This window comes from Kribbella sp. NPDC006257 (assembly GCF_040613535.1).
Lineage (GTDB): Bacteria > Actinomycetota > Actinomycetes > Propionibacteriales > Kribbellaceae > Kribbella.
This window is the reverse complement of the sequence record NZ_JBEXSJ010000017.1, coordinates 1-14,222: the sequence shown is the minus strand read 5'-3', so window position 1 is coordinate 14,222 and position 14,222 is coordinate 1. Positions and strand designations below refer to the sequence as shown.

The window sequence follows — 14,222 nt, the reverse complement described above, 5'->3', positions numbered from 1 at the left end:
GATGACCGACCGAGGCAGGGTTACCTGGCGGGCTGTGCGCCACCCGAGCCCGCCGCTCGGCCCGCCGTGCGCACCCTTCGATGTGCTCACCTCCTCGTCGCGTGCTTCCCCCATCGCTAGACCAATGGGGTAACCCGGTGAAGGAGCGGTAACCCGGCGGGCGGATCGTGCGGCCCTCGGCCGTCGCCGGCCTTCAGGACCTCCTGCTGAACCCGGCCGCCAAGTACGTTGCAACCATGAGTATTCGGGCGATCGATGTGCAGGTGGAGGACGTCTCCGGGGCTACCAAGTTGCTTGCGGACGCCTATGGGTGGCGGGTGCTGAGTGATGATGCGAACTTCGGGGAGTTGGATGCGGGTGGGGTGCGACTGATGCTTTCGCGGGAGGCGATGGTGCCGTGGGAGACGCTCGGTGGGGTGATTCTGCATGAGTACGTCGACGACGTGGGGCGGGCAGTTGAGCGTGCGGTCGCGGCCGGGGCCGAGCTCCTCGCGGGCCCGTTGACCACTGACTGGGGCACCGAAGCCGCCTACTTGAAGGGTCCTGGTGCCCTCATCGTCGACGTGTGCCGCGACGCCTGAGGTGGAGTTCGAGGAGAGGGCGGTCGGGGACGCGGGGCTGGATGGGTTATTGGCGGCTGCGTTCGCGGAGTTGGTGGGGCGGTACGGGGCGGAGGGGCGCTCGCAGGTGAAGGGTGGCGCTCGGTATCTCGTGGTGCTCGACGATGACGGTGTGGCGGTTGGGTGCGGGGCGGTGCAGGCGTTCGAGGCGGACAGCGAGCACCCGGGGGATGGGGAGCTCAAGCGGATGTACGTCGTACCGGCGGCTCGTGGGCGTGGGTTTGCCCGGGGGCTGTTGGCTGCCTTGGAAGAGCTGGCCCGTACGGCGGGGCATCCGGTACTGCGGCTGACGACCGGCGGGCTGCAGCCTGAGGCGATCGCGCTCTACGAATCGAGCGGCTATACGCCCGCTGCGCCGTGGGGTAAATACATCACCCAGCCCGGAACGCGTTGCTATGCGAAGGTACTGCTCAGGTCAGGTTGAGGCGCATGAGGACCCGGGGGTGGCGGGCGAGGGTGCTCGTGGTGGGGGCGGTGTAGACGAAGCCGGCCTTTTCGAAGTTTTTGCGGAGGCCGGCGTAGGCCATGGTGAGGTCGACTTTGGCCGTACCGTTGTCCAGCGGGTAGGCCTCGACGGCGGGGGCGTCGTGGGTGCGGGCGAAGTCGACGGCGCCGGTGATCAGGGTGTGCGAGATGCCCTGGCCGCGGTGACCGGGCCGGACACGGATGCACCAGAGCGACCAGACGGGGAGGTCGTCGACGTGCGGGATCGTGCGGTTGCGGGCGTAGGCCGTTTCCGAGCGGGGTGCGATGGCAGCCCACCCGACGGGCGTGTCGCCGTCGTACGCGAGCACGCCCGGAGCGATCGCCGCCTTGCACAACTCGGCGACGTACTCACCCCGCGCAGCACCGCGCAAGGCGTTGTTCTCCTTGGCCGGGATGCGATGGCTGAGGCACCAGCAAACCGTTGACGTGGGCGCCTTCGGACCGATCACGGCCCGCACGTCCTCGAAGACCGAGGCCGGACGAATCTCGATGCTCATGCCTCAGGATCGTACGCAACTGCACCGGCAACGCGTCCAGCTCTGAAGGCTCGACGGTAGGCGCTAGGAGTTGTCCGTACGGCGGCAGCGAACCGCCGGCGAAGGTTCGTCGCCGACGAGAGACCGACTCTGACCGCGATCGTCTCGATCGGGAGATCCGTCTCCTCCAGCAGTGCACGGGTTCGCGCGATGCGTTGCTGGAGGATCCACTGGCCGGGAGCCATCCCGAGCTGTTCGGCGAACCGCCGCGCAAGAGTCCGCGGTGAGACGCTGATCCGCGCAGCAAGATCCTCCACCGTGAGCGGCTCCGCCAACTGCTCGTTCGCCCAGTCGAGCAGCTCACCAAGAGAATCACCCGGTACGACGTGAGCTTCGGCGCGGTACTGGATCTGCCCGCCCTCCCGATGCGGTGGCATCACCATCCGCCGCGCGACCCGAGCCGCGTAGGCGGCACCGTGATCGGCGCGGATCAACTGCAGGCACAGGTCGATCCCGGTGCCGGAACCGCCGCTCGTGGCGACGTCGCCGTGGTCGATGTAAAGCACATCCGGATCAACTCGGACCGCCGGAAAGCGACGCTGCAACTCATCGGCGTACCGCCAGTGCGTCGTCATCCGGCGTCCGTCGAGCAACCCGGTGGCAGCCAGCGCGATCGCCCCCGAGCAGATGCTGACCAGCCGGGCTCCTCGTCGATGCGCGCGCCTGAGCGCCCGTAGTACGGGAGGAGAAGGCTCGCGATCGAGCGGCAGCCAGCCGGGGATGACGACCGTGTCCGCGCGATCCAGCGCACGCAAGCCGGCCGTCACTACCATGTCGAAGCCTTCCAGCGTCGCGATCGCGCCCGGTTCCTCTGTGCACACAGCGAAGCGGTAGTTCTCGTCCCGGAACACGGCCGCTGCACAGCCCAGTTCGAATGAGGACTGCGGTGCCGTCACCAGCGCGACCACCCGATGCGCGACCATGGCAGAAAAGTACCTGATCGGGACAATTCAGACACTGGGATCCGGTCCCCGTACGACCGACGATCGAGCTGTGCAGAACTTCGAATGGTCCTCGGTCCACGATGTCGAAGCCCGGGAGCTCTTCCCAGGCATCAGCTTGCGAACACTGTGGAAAGGCGAGGTCGCCTCAGCCCACGTGCTCGAGATGGCTCCAGGCTCTTGCTGGGAAGGCATTGATGTCCACCAGCCAGGTCCCGAAGAGGTGTTCGTTGTCAAAGGCACCTTTAACGACGGGATCCGCGACTATCCCGCCGGGTCGTTCATCCACGCTCCGGCCGGCTCGTCCCATGTTCCACAGTCCGCTGAGGGCTGCACCCTCTTCCTCTTCTACCCCGAGGGTTAGCCAAGGGCCTTCGACATTCGGGTGAGCATTTCGGTGAGGAGTTCTTCGCTGGTACCGAAGTTGAGGCGGGCATGAGTGACAGCGGCTGGGTCGTAGGTGTGGCCTGGACTGAGGGCGACGCGGGCCTTCTCGAGGAAGAACTGGGCGGGATCGCTGAGCCCAGTCGCCGTGCAGTCGAGCCAGGCGACATAGGTGGCCTGTGGGGGAGTCCAGGTGATGGCGTCGGGAAGCAGGTCGCCTAGAACAGTGCGGTTGCGATCCAGCTGCCGCAGTACGTCATCAAGCCAATCGTCGCAGGACGAGAAGGCGACCTCGGCGGCGAGGACGCCGAGGAGACCGACCTGGTCGGCCGTGAACGGCATCCGGCGTACGACGTCCTGCGCGCGATCCGACGCGGTCACCATCAGCGCCGCCTTCAACCCGGCCAGGTTGAAAGCCTTGGACGCCGACGTCAACGAGATCCCACACTCCCGCGCTGCATCCGACACCTCGAACCACGGCACGTGCTTCGCACCAGGCAGCACCATCGGCGCATGGATCTCGTCCGCGAGCACCCAGGCGCCATACGACACGCAGAGATCAGCGATCTGCTCCAGTTCGGCGTACGGCAGTGTGCGGCCGGTCGGGTTGTGTGGGTTGGCCAGGATGAGCACCTTCAGGCCACGCTGCAACTCCGCGGTCAGTTTCTCCAGATCGAACGACCTGTCGTCGTGCAACGGCAAGTGGACGAGCGAGAAACCCGCCGCCGGTAGCTGCAGGAAGAACGGGGGATAGCCCGCGGTCGCGAAACCCACCGAGCCGCCCGGCGCGATCAGCCGGCACAACTCGATCAACCCGACCATCACGTCCGGCACCAGCGTCAGCCGCTCGGGATCGACCCGCCACCCGAGCCGTCGCTCAGCGAACCCGGCGAACGCCGTACGGAGTGAATCCGGTACGCCGGGCGCGTAGCCCAGATCGCCGCGCGAGACCGCGTCGCGCAGCACCGCCGCGATCGGCTCGGCCAGTGCGAAATCCATCTCGGCCACCGTCGCGGCGATCACGCCGTCGTCGTAGCCGGACCACTTCTGGCTTCGCCGCTGCTGCAGCTCCTCGAGCGTCGCCACCTTCGGCATGAGGCCTCCTCTGCTTCGACTTTCAGTAGGAGGTACCCACAGTCAGGCCGGCGGACGCAGCTCCTGCTGCGGGGCGACCGGGAGTTTGCGGGTGTCGATGAGTCGCTGGGCGACGTCGCGAAGTTTGGTGTTGGTGTCCTGGGAGTAGCGCTTGAGGATCGCGAAGGCCCGGTCGCCGTCGACGTCGAAGCGCTCCATCAGGATGCCCATCGCCTGGCCGACCAGTTTGCGGGCGTCGACCGCCTGCGCCATCGAGGCCTCGTGCCGGGCGGTGGCGACGGCGACCGAGGCGTGCCGGGCCAGGATGTGCGCGATCGCCTCGTCGTCGGCGCCGAACGCGTCCGGGTCGGGACTGTAGAGCCCGAGGACGCCGACGGTCCGGGAGCGGCCGCTGCCGGTGAGCAGCGGGACGTCGAGCACACTGCGGACGCCGAGGGTGGCGAGCTTGGCAGACCATTCGGGCCAGCGCTGCTCGGCGCGGGTGTCCGGAATCAGTACGGTGATCTGCTCCCGGAGCGAGGTGACCAGCGGCCCGTTCTCGCTGTCGAGCTGTAGCTTGTACGCCTCGGTAACCACCGGATCGGTGACGGCGGCGATCTCGGGCCCGCTGCCGCGGGTGTAGAGCACGATTCCGGCGTACGAGCAGTTCAGGGCCTGGAGCGCGAACTGGGCGACCGCGTCGACCGTCTCCACGACCCCGTCGGCATCGTGCAGCTCGACCGCGAGCCGGGCAAATGTGTCGGCGACCTGTTGCTCGTCGGGCCCCAGGGGCGCGCCGTCGGACTGAACCATGCGCACATCATGCCAAGTCCAGCCCGCGGATCACCACGGACACGGCCGAGCGACACAGTCGGCCGTCGGTGCCGTGCGCCTCTTGTTTGCGGGTTGCCGGAACTGGTACAGCAGTCGCATGAACAGGCCGAGGATCGTCATCATCGGAGCCGGGTTCGCCGGATTCCACGCCGCCCGCCGGTTGCACCGGCTCGCCCGCGCCCGGGCCGACGTCATCATCGTGAACACCACCGACTACTTCCTCTACGTCCCGCTGCTGCCCGAGGTCGCCACCGGCATCCTCGAGCCGCGCCGGGTGACGGTGTCGATCGCGGACACGCTCCCCGGCGTCCAACTGGTGCTCGGGGAGGTCGACGGCCTCGATCTCGACAGCCGGAGGGTCCGGTACGCCGATCCGACGGGTGCCCGCGGTGAGCTCGGGTACGACCGGCTCATCATCGCCGCCGGGAGCGTCAACAAACTGCTGCCGATCCCCGGTGTCGCCGAACACGCTCACGGCTTCCGAGGGATCCCGGAAGCGGTCTTCCTCCGCGATCACCTGACCCAGCAACTGGAACTGGCCGATGCGACCGACGATCAGGACGAACGGGACGCGCTCTGCACCTTCGTCGTCGTCGGCGCGGGCTACACCGGCACCGAGGTCGCCGCACATGGCGTCCTCTACACCGAGCTCCTCCGCAAGCGGCACCCGCGGCTGCGCGACCAGCACCTGCGCTGGATGCTCCTCGACATCGCCGACCGGGTCCTGCCCGAGCTCGACGAACGACTTTCCCGTACTGCGGACAAGGTGCTGCGGGACCGCGGTGTCGAAGTACGGATGGGTCTGTCCGTCGAAGAGGCGACCGAGGCCGGCGTACGGCTCACCGACCACACGAACGTGCCGACCCGGTCGCTGATCTGGTGCGTCGGCGTCCGGCCGGATCCCGTCGTCGAGGCGCTCGGGCTGAAGACCGAGAAGGGGCGTCTGGTGGTCGACGAATATCTCCGGGTGCCGGGTCGTCCGGAGGTGTTCGCCTGCGGTGACGCGGCGGCCGTTCCGGACCTGACCCGCCCGGGCGAGATCACGCCGATGACGGCGCAGCATGCCGAACGGCAAGGTCGCCGGGCCGCGTCGAACGTGGCGGCCAGCTTCGGCACCGGCGAGCTGAAACCCTATGTGCACAAGGATCTCGGCTTCGTGGTCGACCTCGGCGGCACCCAGGCCGCGGCCGACCCGCTGCACATCCCGCTGGCCGGTCTCCCGGCGAAGGTGGTCACCCGCGGGTACCACCTGCTGTCGATGCCGGGCAACCGCCTCCGCACGGCCACCGACTGGCTTTTCGACGCCGTACTACGCCGCCAGACCACGCAACTCAACGTCATCCCGGCCGCCGACGTCCCGCTCGAAACCTCCAATCCGGAACAGGTCCGCAAACACACGAAAAGCTAACGTGCCGCAGCCAGCAGACGTTCGGCCAGCACCCGGCAGCGGTCGGTGAGGCCTGGTGGTTCGAGTACTTCGAAGGGCTGCTCGAGCAGAACCATGTGCATGAGCACCCAGTCGAGGTTGGGGCCGCCGGTGATCACTTCGCAGTCGGTGGCTCCGCGCGGATTCACGACGGCGGCCGCGGCCGGGATCTGGGCGCGAATGGTCTCGGCCGGCGCGTGGACGAGGAAACGGGCCTGATGGGGGTAGACCCGGCTTGCGACGGTCTCCTGCACGTACGCCGCCGCGTCGGGTGCGGGGCGCGGACGGAACCGCCACGTCCGCGCGGCGACCTCGGTCATCCGGTCGACGCGGAAGGTGCGCCAGTCGTCGCGGTCCAGGTCGTAGGCGAACAGGTACCAGCGCCGGTCCGAGCTGACCAGGCGATACGGCTCGACCCGCCTCCGGCGTACGGACTGCCCGGATGGATAGTCGAACCCCGCCTCGACCTGGTCGCGGCACGCTCGCGCCAGCGTCATCACCACCTCGGGATCGACCGGCGTCCGCCCGCCACCGAACGACTCCACCGCACCGGACAACGCCCGTACTTCGTGCCGCAAACGAGTCGGCAACACGCGATCGAGCTTGGTCAACGCCCGTACGGCGGCGTCGCCCGCGCTGGCCACGCCGCCGCCGGCTCCGGCGAGCAGCGAGACAGCGGTGGCGATCGCCTCCTCGTCGTCGAGGAGGAGCGGTGGCAGATCCTGGCCCGGCCCGAGTTGGTAGCCGACACCCTGGCTCGCATTGACCTGGTACCCGAGGGTGCGCAATCGCTCGACATCACGGCGTACGGTGCGCGCGGTGACGCCGAGGCGCTCGGCCAGCTCCGGGCCGGTCCAGACCTGGCGCTGCTGGAGCAGGCCGAGGAGGGTCAGCACCCGTTCGGTCGTGCCGAGGTCGTCTTCCACAATCTCCAGCTTGCCAGAACTAGCGGACCGATTCTGTCCGCTTGGGATGCCAGGGTGGATCCATGACGAAAACCCGTGAAATCCAGGTCACCTTCGACGCCAACGACCCGGCGGCTTTGTCGCTCTTCTGGCGCGACGTGCTCGGCTACGTGCACCCGGGGCCGCCCGGAGTGGAGCTCGCCGAGGGTGATGACCCGTTGGCCGCCTGGGACGAGTTCCTCGAGCGCTCCGGCGTACCGAAGGAGAAGCGGAACTCGGCGTCGGCCCTGGAGGATCCGACCAAGCAGGGGCCGCGGTTCTTCTTCCAGCAGGTCCCCGAGGGCAAGGTCGCGAAGAACCGCCTGCACCTCGACATCCGGGCAGCTCCGGGGCTCGAGGGCGACGAGCGGATGGCAGCCCTCGAGGCCGAGTGCGACCGCCTCGTCGCCCTCGGCGCCAAGCGCCTCGAACGCCACGAACCCGCGCCCCCGCTGAGCCTCGGCTTCATCGTGATGACAGACCCCGAAGGCAACGAATTCTGCCTGGACTGAGCTGGACACCCGGCGGCGGCCGGGTAGTGGGCCGCCCTTCCGGAGGCAAGCCGCCCACCCCGGTCGCCGAAAGTGCGGTACCCAGCTCGTTCAGCCGCCAAACCCAACCCATGCCTTCGGCAACCGCGCCGATCCGGGGTCGGCTGCGGCAGCGTGAAGCCGTGAAGATTCCGGAAGTTGAATGTCGGGAATGGGGGTTAGCGTGGCGGACATGGACATGGTGATGGATGAGCAGATTGCTGCGGCGGGGTTGAAGGATTGGCGGAAGTTGGGGCAGGGGTTGCATGCGCGGTACCGGGTGGGCGGGTTTGCCGAAGGGGTTCGGTTCGTGGGGGCGTTGGGGGTGGCGCATCCGCCGACGGTGACGTTGGGGGACGGGTTCGTCGATCTGAAGTTGATCAGCCAGGACGCGGTGTATCGCGATGGGGACGGCGTCGAGCATGTGGTGGAGTGGGTGACGGAGAAGGACCTCGAGGCGGCGCAGTTGGTGAGCGAGATCGCTGCTGAGCAAGGGATTGTCGCCGTACCGAGTGAGATCACCGTGATCGAGATGGCGATCGACACCGCGCATGCCGCCGCGATCGCGCCGGTCTGGGCCGTGCTGCTCACCGGAGGTCTGGAGGCGATCGGGCGCGGGAGCATCGGAAACGATGTTCGCGATGTGACCGGGCGGGTGCCGATCCTGTGGTTCCAGAAAACCGACGAGCACGAGACGCCGCGGCAGCGCTTCCATATCGACGTGTGGGTGCCGGCCGATGTGGCCGAGGAACGGATCGCCGCTGCGGTCGCCGCGGGTGGGACCGTCGTCGATGACAGCCAGGCGCCGTCGTACACGGTGATCGCCGATCAGGACGGCAACAAGGCGTGTGTCTGTACGGCGCCGGCGCCGGTCGAAAACGTGGATGCCACCTGGTCGGTCGATCGGTAGTCTCGCTGGAGTGATCGAGCTGCCGCCGTCCTTCCTCGCGATGCCGCGATGGTGGACCGAAGGCGCTGACTGGCTTGCCGCACTACCCGCAAACGCAGCGGCCCAGTGCGAACGCTGGGATCTGAAGCTCGACGGTGAAGTTGCGCACGGGTCGAACGCGATCGTCCTGCCGGTCCTCCGGTACGGCGAACCGCTGGCACTTCGCCTGTCGCCTCCGGGTGCCGAGGTCACCGAGCAGATCCACGCCCTGCGGTGGTGGAACGGCCACGGCATGGTGCGACTGGTCGACGCCGATGCGGACCGCGGCGCGATGTTGCTCGAGCGCCTCGGTGCGCCGCTGACCGGCGTACCGCTGGATGAATCGATCGCGATCCTCGGCGGTCTGATGCGCCGGCTGGCGATTTCCGGCGATCCGATGTCGTTGTCCACGGCAACGATGGCGCGCCGGCGCGCCGGGGAGTTCGGTCCGCAGTGGGATCGTCTTGGGTCTCCCTTCGACAAGTCCTGGTTGCGTGCGGCCGAGCAGCTCGGCGCCGGACCGTTGGCGACGGCGGAGCGCGACCTGGCGGTCAACGGCGACTTCCACGCAGACCAGGTACTACGCGGCGCTCGCGAACCCTGGCTGGTGGTCGACCCCGTGCTCTATCGCGGCGACATCGAGTTCGACCTTGCCCGGATCCTCTGGACCAGCCTCGACAAGATGCAGACCGACGCGGACATCCTCGAACACTTCGGCACTCTCGTCGAGACCGCCGCCCTGGACAGTGACCGGGCTCGCGACTGGGTCGTCTATCGCACGGTGGACTACTACCTCTGGGGTCTCGGCGCCGGGCTCACTGAGGATCCTGTTCGTTGCCGAAGGCTCCTTCAGGTCTTTCTGTAGCGGCCCGGCGTGGTGCCGATGACGGTGCTGAAGGCGGTGATGAAGCTGCTCGGGTTCGACCAGCCGCAGGCGTGAGCTACGTAGGTGGTGTCGTGGCCTTCGGCAAGCAATAGGAGTGCGTGGTAGATGCGTAACTGGGTGCGCCACTCGTAGAAGGTCATGCCGAACTCGTTGTGCAGCAAGCGGCTGAGCGTCCGGGCACTGGCGCCGATCGTCTGCCCGAGTTCGGCGAGCGAGGTGTTGTCCGCAGGTTGTTCGTACAGGAATCGGGCGAGTGCCTGCAGCCGATCATCCTGTGGCTCCGGCAACTGCAAAGGCTGTTCCTGTACTTCGGGGAGCTCGTCGACCAGAGCCCTCCGGAGTCGGGCGCTGTTTGCATCAGGGGTCTCGGAGTCGTAGCTGCGCGGACCAGTGAGGGTGAGTAGAAGTTCGCGCGTGAGAGCGGAGACCGCGAACACGGCAGGACGATCCGGAAGTAGCCGGGCCAGGGTTGCCGGGAGGAACAGGATTCGCATGTCGGTGTCGCCGTGAGCCCGGTGGTAATGACTGAAGCCGGCCGGTGTCCAGCCGACTCGATTCGCCGGGACGATCGACGTACCGCGTTCGGTGTGCACGGTCAGCACGCCACTCGCCGCATACACCAGATGTCCACGACGATGGGAGTCCGGCCGGCTCGATCCGCCGGACGACCAGAGGTGCATCCCACCCGAGGCCCATAGGCGCGAAGTCTGGGGAACTTGGCGGCCGTCGAGCATAAGTTGGCAGTTTACCGGTGGGCAGCCACGGCACTCACTGACGAGGGTGGACGCATGACGATGATGCGAGCCGCAGTTTGTGTCCGGCCGGGCGAACCGGAGGTCCTCGAGATCCGAGATGTCCCGGTGCCGCCGGTCCGGGACGGCTGGAGTTTGGTGCAGGTGAAGGGCGCGGGGTTGAACCGTTCGGAACTCCGGACCCGGCAGGGGCATTCGCCGGCTGTCCGATTTCCGCGGGTGCTGGGGATCGAGTGTGTCGGGGTGGTTGCCGCTTCGACCGATCCGGCGCTGCCGGAGGGGTCGACGGTCGCGGCGGTGATGGGCGAGATGGGTCGCGCGTTCGACGGTGGTTATGCGGAGTACGCGCTGGTTCCCAACACATTGCTGATGCCGGTCGTCACGAGTCTGCCCTGGGAGGTGTTGGCCGCGCTTCCGGAGAGTTACCTCACGGCGTACGGCGCTCTGGATACGTTGGGGATCAAGGCGGGCGGTCGGTTGCTGATCCGCGGCGGTACTTCGTCGGTGGGGATGGCGGCGGCGTCGATCGCGTCCGGCTACGGGGCCGAGGTCGCCTCGACGACGCGGCGGGAGGATCGGCTCGGCGCGTTGACTGCTGCCGACCATGTCCTGGTCGACCGGCCGGCGACTGCGGATCGCGGTGGCTCACTGGCGGCGAGCGTGCACTCGATCTGGCCGGACGGCCCGGACTACGTTCTGGATCTCGTCGGGGCGAGTACCGTGCCGGATTCGCTGCGGCTGGTGCGTCGGGGTGGGACGGTCTGCGTGGCTGGTTCGCTCAGCGGCTGGCTGATCCCGGACTTCGAACCCATCGCGATGATCCCGTCCGGCAGCAGGCTCACCGCGTTCCACAGCCAGAACCTCGCCGGCAACTCCGCCGTGCTCCAGCAGATCGTCCGCGAGGTCGAGGCCGGCACCTACCGCCCCAACATCCACCGCGCCTTCCCTCTCGACGAGGTCGTTGCCGCCCACCACTACATGGAAGCCAACCACTCCACCGGCAAGCTAATCCTGCTGCCTTAACTCGTCGGTGAAGCGGGGCGGCAGGTAGCCGGCCTCGCAGCCCACCAGGTGACAGGGCGGGGTCTCAGCTGGTGCAGTTGAGGGTGCCTGTGCGGAGGGCGTGTTTGCTGCTGTTGCCGTCGTCGGACCAGAGGACGGCTTTGTGGCCGGAGGTGCAGGCGGGGGACAGGGCGAATCCTTCGTTGTTCAGGTTGGACATGCCGGATGGGCGGCTGTAGGTCGCGGTGACGGCGAACCTGCCTTGGACGTTGAGGTCCAAGGTCTTGGTCTGGCCTGAGCAGGTGTTGTCGCATTCGGCCCAGAGGTGGCCGGTGCTGGGGTCGAACTCGAGGTCCATCAGGCCGCTGAAGCCGGTGGTGATGGTGGCGACGCGGGTGTAGCTGCTGCTCGTTTGGTTCAGGGCGTAGGCGTAGATCGTGGCGTTGTCTTCGAGACCTACGAAGTACAGGCCGGTGCCGTGGTCTGAATAGCTGCTGGGGTTGTAGGTCGCGCCCGTGTGCTCGTCGCGGAAGGCGTGGGTAGTGAGGAACGTGTCGGGGATCCAGGAGATAGCTTCGAGACCCCCGTTCGGGTCGACTTCGGGGAGGTCCGAAGTGAGGTCCCACTCGGCTGTCGCGTTGAGCGAGGACGCGGTCGAGTTGGGGTCGAAGCGGAGGACTTTGAGCAGGCTCTCGTTGTCATTGTTGTTGTCCCGCTCGGTGGAAACCACCAGGCCGTCCGGTGTCGAGACGACCCCTTCAGCATCCGGATCACCTTCGCCGTTGCTGTAGCGCAAGGGCTTCCCGCTGCTCGGACTCGGCTGCCAGATCGACCCGTTCGGCACCACCTTGTAGATCGTCCCGGGCCCGTTCTTCACCGCCCAGACCACAGTCGCGCTCTGAAAGGACAGCCCACTCAGATTCGTCCCGAAGACATTGCTCCCATCCGCCACCGCAACCGCGGATCCACCCGGCCAAGTGCTGGCGGCCCAGCTGTACGACGTACTGCTCAACGTGAGTCCCGCAACAGCAACCGCAACAACAGTCCTCCGAAGCCAGCTCATCTGTTTCCTCTCGTGGGGCGACGAGTTCGTCGGGGGCACCTGCCACCGACGAAGTACAGGTTGTCCGAGTGTTCCCGTAGGAACTGGCAGCGGCAACCCCACCCGTCGAGCCTTGACCCACCGGCGTGGCGAGGTCGGGTATGCCGCGGAGCTTGGCCTGGTGGAGGGCCGTCCCGATCGACAGGAAATGGAGGGGTAGCTGTCTGGGTTTCACGCTCAGGGTGGGAGCACTGGGGGTGATTTCGGGGTCCATTTCCTGTCGATCGGGACACCCGGGCGGCTGCTGCCGGGTGGGCCTCGCGGGTGAGCGCGATCGGGTTCGATGCGAAGCGCTGTTTGACAATCGCGCGCCGAGACGCCGGGGTTCGCGGGTGGCTCGCCGGGCGAAGACTGTGCTTGCCCACTCGTCGCATGAGGGGGAGGCGTCATGGATATAGTTGGGCGTCCTACTAATTGGTCAGCGCGGGCTAGCCGGGAATGGAGCGGGATGAGCGGGATGCCGGTGGTGACCAGGGTTGAGGGGCGGGCCGGGCATATCGTGCTCGATCGGCCGGGGGCGATCAATGCGTTGACGCATGAGATGGTCTCGATCATTCAGGGCGCGCTGGATGAGTGGGCCGACGATCCCGCGGTGCAGACGGTTGTGCTGACTGGTCGTGGGGAGCGGGGGCTGTGTGCGGGTGGGGACATCGTGTCGATCTACCGCGACGGGCTCGTCGGTGGGACGGACTCGCTGGCGTTCTGGGCTGACGAGTACAGGCTGGACGCGACGATCGCGGAGTACCCGAAGCCGTTCGTGGCGATCATGGACGGGATCGTGCTCGGTGGCGGGATCGGGCTCTCGGCGCACGCCGACGTACGGGTGGTGACCGAGCGGTCGAAGATCGGGATGCCCGAGACCGGGATCGGATTCTTCCCCGACGTCGGCGGGACGTATCTGTTGTCGCGGGCGCCCGGGGAGCTCGGTACGCACCTGGCGCTGACGGCCGGCTTGGTCGGAGCGGGCGACGCGATCGCGGTGGGACTGGCCGATTGGTATGTGCCGAGCGAGCGACTGCCTTTGTTGCTCGAGGCACTGGCTTCCGAGGCGCCACTGGATGCGTTGGCGAAGATGACCGAGCCACGACCGGGGTCGACCCTGCTGGTTGATCAGGAGTGGATAGACGCGGCGTACGAAGGTGACGACGTGGTGAAGATCCATGCCCGGCTGGCTGCTTCCAGCATCGCGGCGGCTCGTGAGACTGCCGTAGTACTGGCTTCGAAATCGCCGACCTCAGTGCATGTGACGCTGAGGGCGTTGCGGAGTGCGGCCGATCTGCCGTCGTTGCGGGCCGTGCTGGATCAGGAGTATCGGCTGGCGGTGCGGTTCCACGGGTCGCACGATTTTCTGGAGGGGGTGCGGGCGCAGGTGATCGACAAGGATCGCTCGCCGAACTGGTCTCCGGGTGAACTCGCCGACGTTGCCGGCGATGCCGTCGCCGCCTACTTCGCCGGCCTCGGCGCCGACGAGCTGGGCCTCGCCGACGGGTGAGGGTCACCGGTCGGACACTGGTGGTGATGGCGGCGTACGTCGTACCGGAGATTAACTTAACTGCGTCAAGAATACTGCGCTCAGGACCTTGACATCGTCTGCGGGAGCCATCAGGGTTCCAATATCCTATCCGATCTGTGGTTGGGGCCGGGGGCTGTTGAACCACGAAGAGAGGGCATTCCGCTGATGACCAGGTTCCTTCGAAACAAGGCGATGCGAGGCATCCTCGCGGGGGTGCTCGCCGCCGTCGTGCTGCCGGCCGGGCTGACCGCGTCGGCCGCCCGG

At 67.3% G+C, this 14,222-nt stretch carries 16 protein-coding genes; 9 read left to right on the top strand and 7 right to left on the bottom strand.

Annotation, left to right across the window (positions count from 1 at the left end; translation table 11 throughout):
- The first annotated feature begins 236 nt into the window (after window positions 1-236).
- Window positions 237-581, top strand: coding sequence for a hypothetical protein (locus ABZ004_RS21320; RefSeq protein WP_355681952.1), 345 nt, complete (start codon window positions 237-239; stop codon window positions 579-581).
- Entirely contained in the window at window positions 547-1,044 is a 498-nt protein-coding gene (locus tag ABZ004_RS21315; RefSeq protein WP_355681950.1) for a GNAT family N-acetyltransferase, read from the top strand. Before ABZ004_RS21320 ends, ABZ004_RS21315 begins: the two co-directional genes overlap by 35 nt.
- Here the strand turns inward: ABZ004_RS21315 and ABZ004_RS21310 are convergent.
- Together ABZ004_RS21310 and ABZ004_RS21305 are read right to left on the bottom strand one after the other, a co-directional pair.
- On the bottom strand, window positions 1,031-1,603 hold the full coding sequence (locus ABZ004_RS21310; RefSeq protein WP_355681949.1) for a GNAT family N-acetyltransferase: 573 nt from the start codon (window positions 1,601-1,603) through the stop codon (window positions 1,031-1,033). The genes ABZ004_RS21315 and ABZ004_RS21310 overlap by 14 nt on opposite strands.
- Window positions 1,600-2,565, bottom strand: coding sequence for a helix-turn-helix domain-containing protein (locus ABZ004_RS21305; RefSeq protein ID WP_355681947.1), 966 nt, complete (start codon window positions 2,563-2,565; stop codon window positions 1,600-1,602). The genes ABZ004_RS21310 and ABZ004_RS21305 overlap by 4 nt, the downstream gene beginning before the upstream one ends.
- A gap of 70 nt (window positions 2,566-2,635) precedes the next feature.
- On the opposite strand from ABZ004_RS21305, the gene ABZ004_RS21300 reads away from it, so the two are divergent.
- On the top strand, window positions 2,636-2,947 hold the full coding sequence (locus ABZ004_RS21300) for a cupin domain-containing protein (protein WP_355681945.1): 312 nt from the start codon (window positions 2,636-2,638) through the stop codon (window positions 2,945-2,947).
- On the opposite strand, the gene ABZ004_RS21295 is transcribed toward ABZ004_RS21300, so the two are convergent.
- Complete coding sequence (locus tag ABZ004_RS21295; RefSeq protein ID WP_355681943.1) at window positions 2,944-4,062, bottom strand: aminotransferase class I/II-fold pyridoxal phosphate-dependent enzyme; 1,119 nt, start codon at window positions 4,060-4,062, stop codon at window positions 2,944-2,946. The two genes, ABZ004_RS21300 and ABZ004_RS21295, sit on opposite strands and share 4 nt — an antisense overlap.
- Before the next feature lie 42 nt (window positions 4,063-4,104).
- Window positions 4,105-4,854, bottom strand: a complete 750-nt coding sequence (locus ABZ004_RS21290; protein WP_355681941.1) for a GAF and ANTAR domain-containing protein — start codon at window positions 4,852-4,854, stop codon at window positions 4,105-4,107.
- A gap of 118 nt (window positions 4,855-4,972) precedes the next feature.
- On the opposite strand from ABZ004_RS21290, the gene ABZ004_RS21285 reads away from it, so the two are divergent.
- Complete coding sequence (locus ABZ004_RS21285) at window positions 4,973-6,283, top strand: NAD(P)/FAD-dependent oxidoreductase (protein ID WP_355681939.1); 1,311 nt, start codon at window positions 4,973-4,975, stop codon at window positions 6,281-6,283.
- On the opposite strand, the gene ABZ004_RS21280 is transcribed toward ABZ004_RS21285, so the two are convergent.
- Window positions 6,280-7,227, bottom strand: a complete 948-nt coding sequence (locus ABZ004_RS21280) for a WYL domain-containing protein (protein ID WP_355681937.1) — start codon at window positions 7,225-7,227, stop codon at window positions 6,280-6,282. The two genes, ABZ004_RS21285 and ABZ004_RS21280, sit on opposite strands and share 4 nt — an antisense overlap.
- A gap of 62 nt (window positions 7,228-7,289) precedes the next feature.
- Between ABZ004_RS21280 and ABZ004_RS21275 the strand changes: the two genes are divergently transcribed.
- The 3 genes from ABZ004_RS21275 (at window position 7,290) to ABZ004_RS21265 (ending at window position 9,568) form a co-directional block, all read left to right on the top strand.
- Entirely contained in the window at window positions 7,290-7,757 is a 468-nt protein-coding gene (locus ABZ004_RS21275; RefSeq protein WP_355681935.1) for a VOC family protein, read from the top strand.
- A gap of 190 nt (window positions 7,758-7,947) precedes the next feature.
- Window positions 7,948-8,685: a VOC family protein gene (locus tag ABZ004_RS21270; RefSeq protein ID WP_355681933.1), complete on the top strand. Its 738-nt coding sequence runs from the start codon at window positions 7,948-7,950 to the stop codon at window positions 8,683-8,685.
- Between the two features lie 10 nt (window positions 8,686-8,695).
- The gene (locus tag ABZ004_RS21265; RefSeq protein ID WP_355681932.1) at window positions 8,696-9,568 is read left to right on the top strand and encodes an aminoglycoside phosphotransferase family protein; all 873 of its coding nucleotides are present in this window, start codon (window positions 8,696-8,698) and stop codon (window positions 9,566-9,568) included.
- Here the strand turns inward: ABZ004_RS21265 and ABZ004_RS21260 are convergent.
- A complete protein-coding gene (locus ABZ004_RS21260) occupies window positions 9,553-10,209 on the bottom strand; it encodes an AraC family transcriptional regulator (RefSeq protein WP_355681931.1) in 657 nt (218 codons plus the stop codon). The genes ABZ004_RS21265 and ABZ004_RS21260 overlap by 16 nt on opposite strands.
- Window positions 10,210-10,377: 168 nt before the next feature.
- On the opposite strand from ABZ004_RS21260, the gene ABZ004_RS21255 reads away from it, so the two are divergent.
- Entirely contained in the window at window positions 10,378-11,364 is a 987-nt protein-coding gene (locus tag ABZ004_RS21255; protein ID WP_355681929.1) for a zinc-binding dehydrogenase, read from the top strand.
- 64 nt (window positions 11,365-11,428) lie between these two features.
- Here the strand turns inward: ABZ004_RS21255 and ABZ004_RS21250 are convergent, their stop codons facing one another.
- A complete protein-coding gene (locus ABZ004_RS21250) occupies window positions 11,429-12,406 on the bottom strand; it encodes a hypothetical protein (protein ID WP_355681928.1) in 978 nt (325 codons plus the stop codon).
- Between the two features lie 487 nt (window positions 12,407-12,893).
- Between ABZ004_RS21250 and ABZ004_RS21245 the strand changes: the two genes are divergently transcribed.
- Window positions 12,894-13,937, top strand: coding sequence for an enoyl-CoA hydratase/isomerase family protein (locus ABZ004_RS21245; RefSeq protein ID WP_355681926.1), 1,044 nt, complete (start codon window positions 12,894-12,896; stop codon window positions 13,935-13,937).
- Window positions 13,938-14,222 lie beyond the last annotated feature (285 nt).

Excerpts from the sequence above, each read along its gene's own strand:
- ABZ004_RS21320 (WP_355681952.1), top strand. The coding sequence starts at position 237 with ATGAGTATTCGGGCGATCGATGTGCAGGTGGAGGACGTCTCCGGGGCT.
- ABZ004_RS21310 (WP_355681949.1), bottom strand. The coding sequence starts at position 1,603 with ATGAGCATCGAGATTCGTCCGGCCTCGGTCTTCGAGGACGTGCGGGCC.
- ABZ004_RS21305 (WP_355681947.1), bottom strand. The coding sequence starts at position 2,565 with ATGGTCGCGCATCGGGTGGTCGCGCTGGTGACGGCACCGCAGTCCTCA.
- ABZ004_RS21295 (WP_355681943.1), bottom strand. The coding sequence starts at position 4,062 with ATGCCGAAGGTGGCGACGCTCGAGGAGCTGCAGCAGCGGCGAAGCCAG.
- ABZ004_RS21290 (WP_355681941.1), bottom strand. The coding sequence starts at position 4,854 with ATGGTTCAGTCCGACGGCGCGCCCCTGGGGCCCGACGAGCAACAGGTC.
- ABZ004_RS21285 (WP_355681939.1), top strand. The coding sequence starts at position 4,973 with ATGAACAGGCCGAGGATCGTCATCATCGGAGCCGGGTTCGCCGGATTC.
- ABZ004_RS21275 (WP_355681935.1), top strand. The coding sequence starts at position 7,290 with ATGACGAAAACCCGTGAAATCCAGGTCACCTTCGACGCCAACGACCCG.
- ABZ004_RS21270 (WP_355681933.1), top strand. The coding sequence starts at position 7,948 with ATGGGGGTTAGCGTGGCGGACATGGACATGGTGATGGATGAGCAGATT.
- ABZ004_RS21255 (WP_355681929.1), top strand. The coding sequence starts at position 10,378 with ATGACGATGATGCGAGCCGCAGTTTGTGTCCGGCCGGGCGAACCGGAG.
- ABZ004_RS21250 (WP_355681928.1), bottom strand. The coding sequence starts at position 12,406 with ATGAGCTGGCTTCGGAGGACTGTTGTTGCGGTTGCTGTTGCGGGACTC.
- ABZ004_RS21245 (WP_355681926.1), top strand. The coding sequence starts at position 12,894 with ATGAGCGGGATGCCGGTGGTGACCAGGGTTGAGGGGCGGGCCGGGCAT.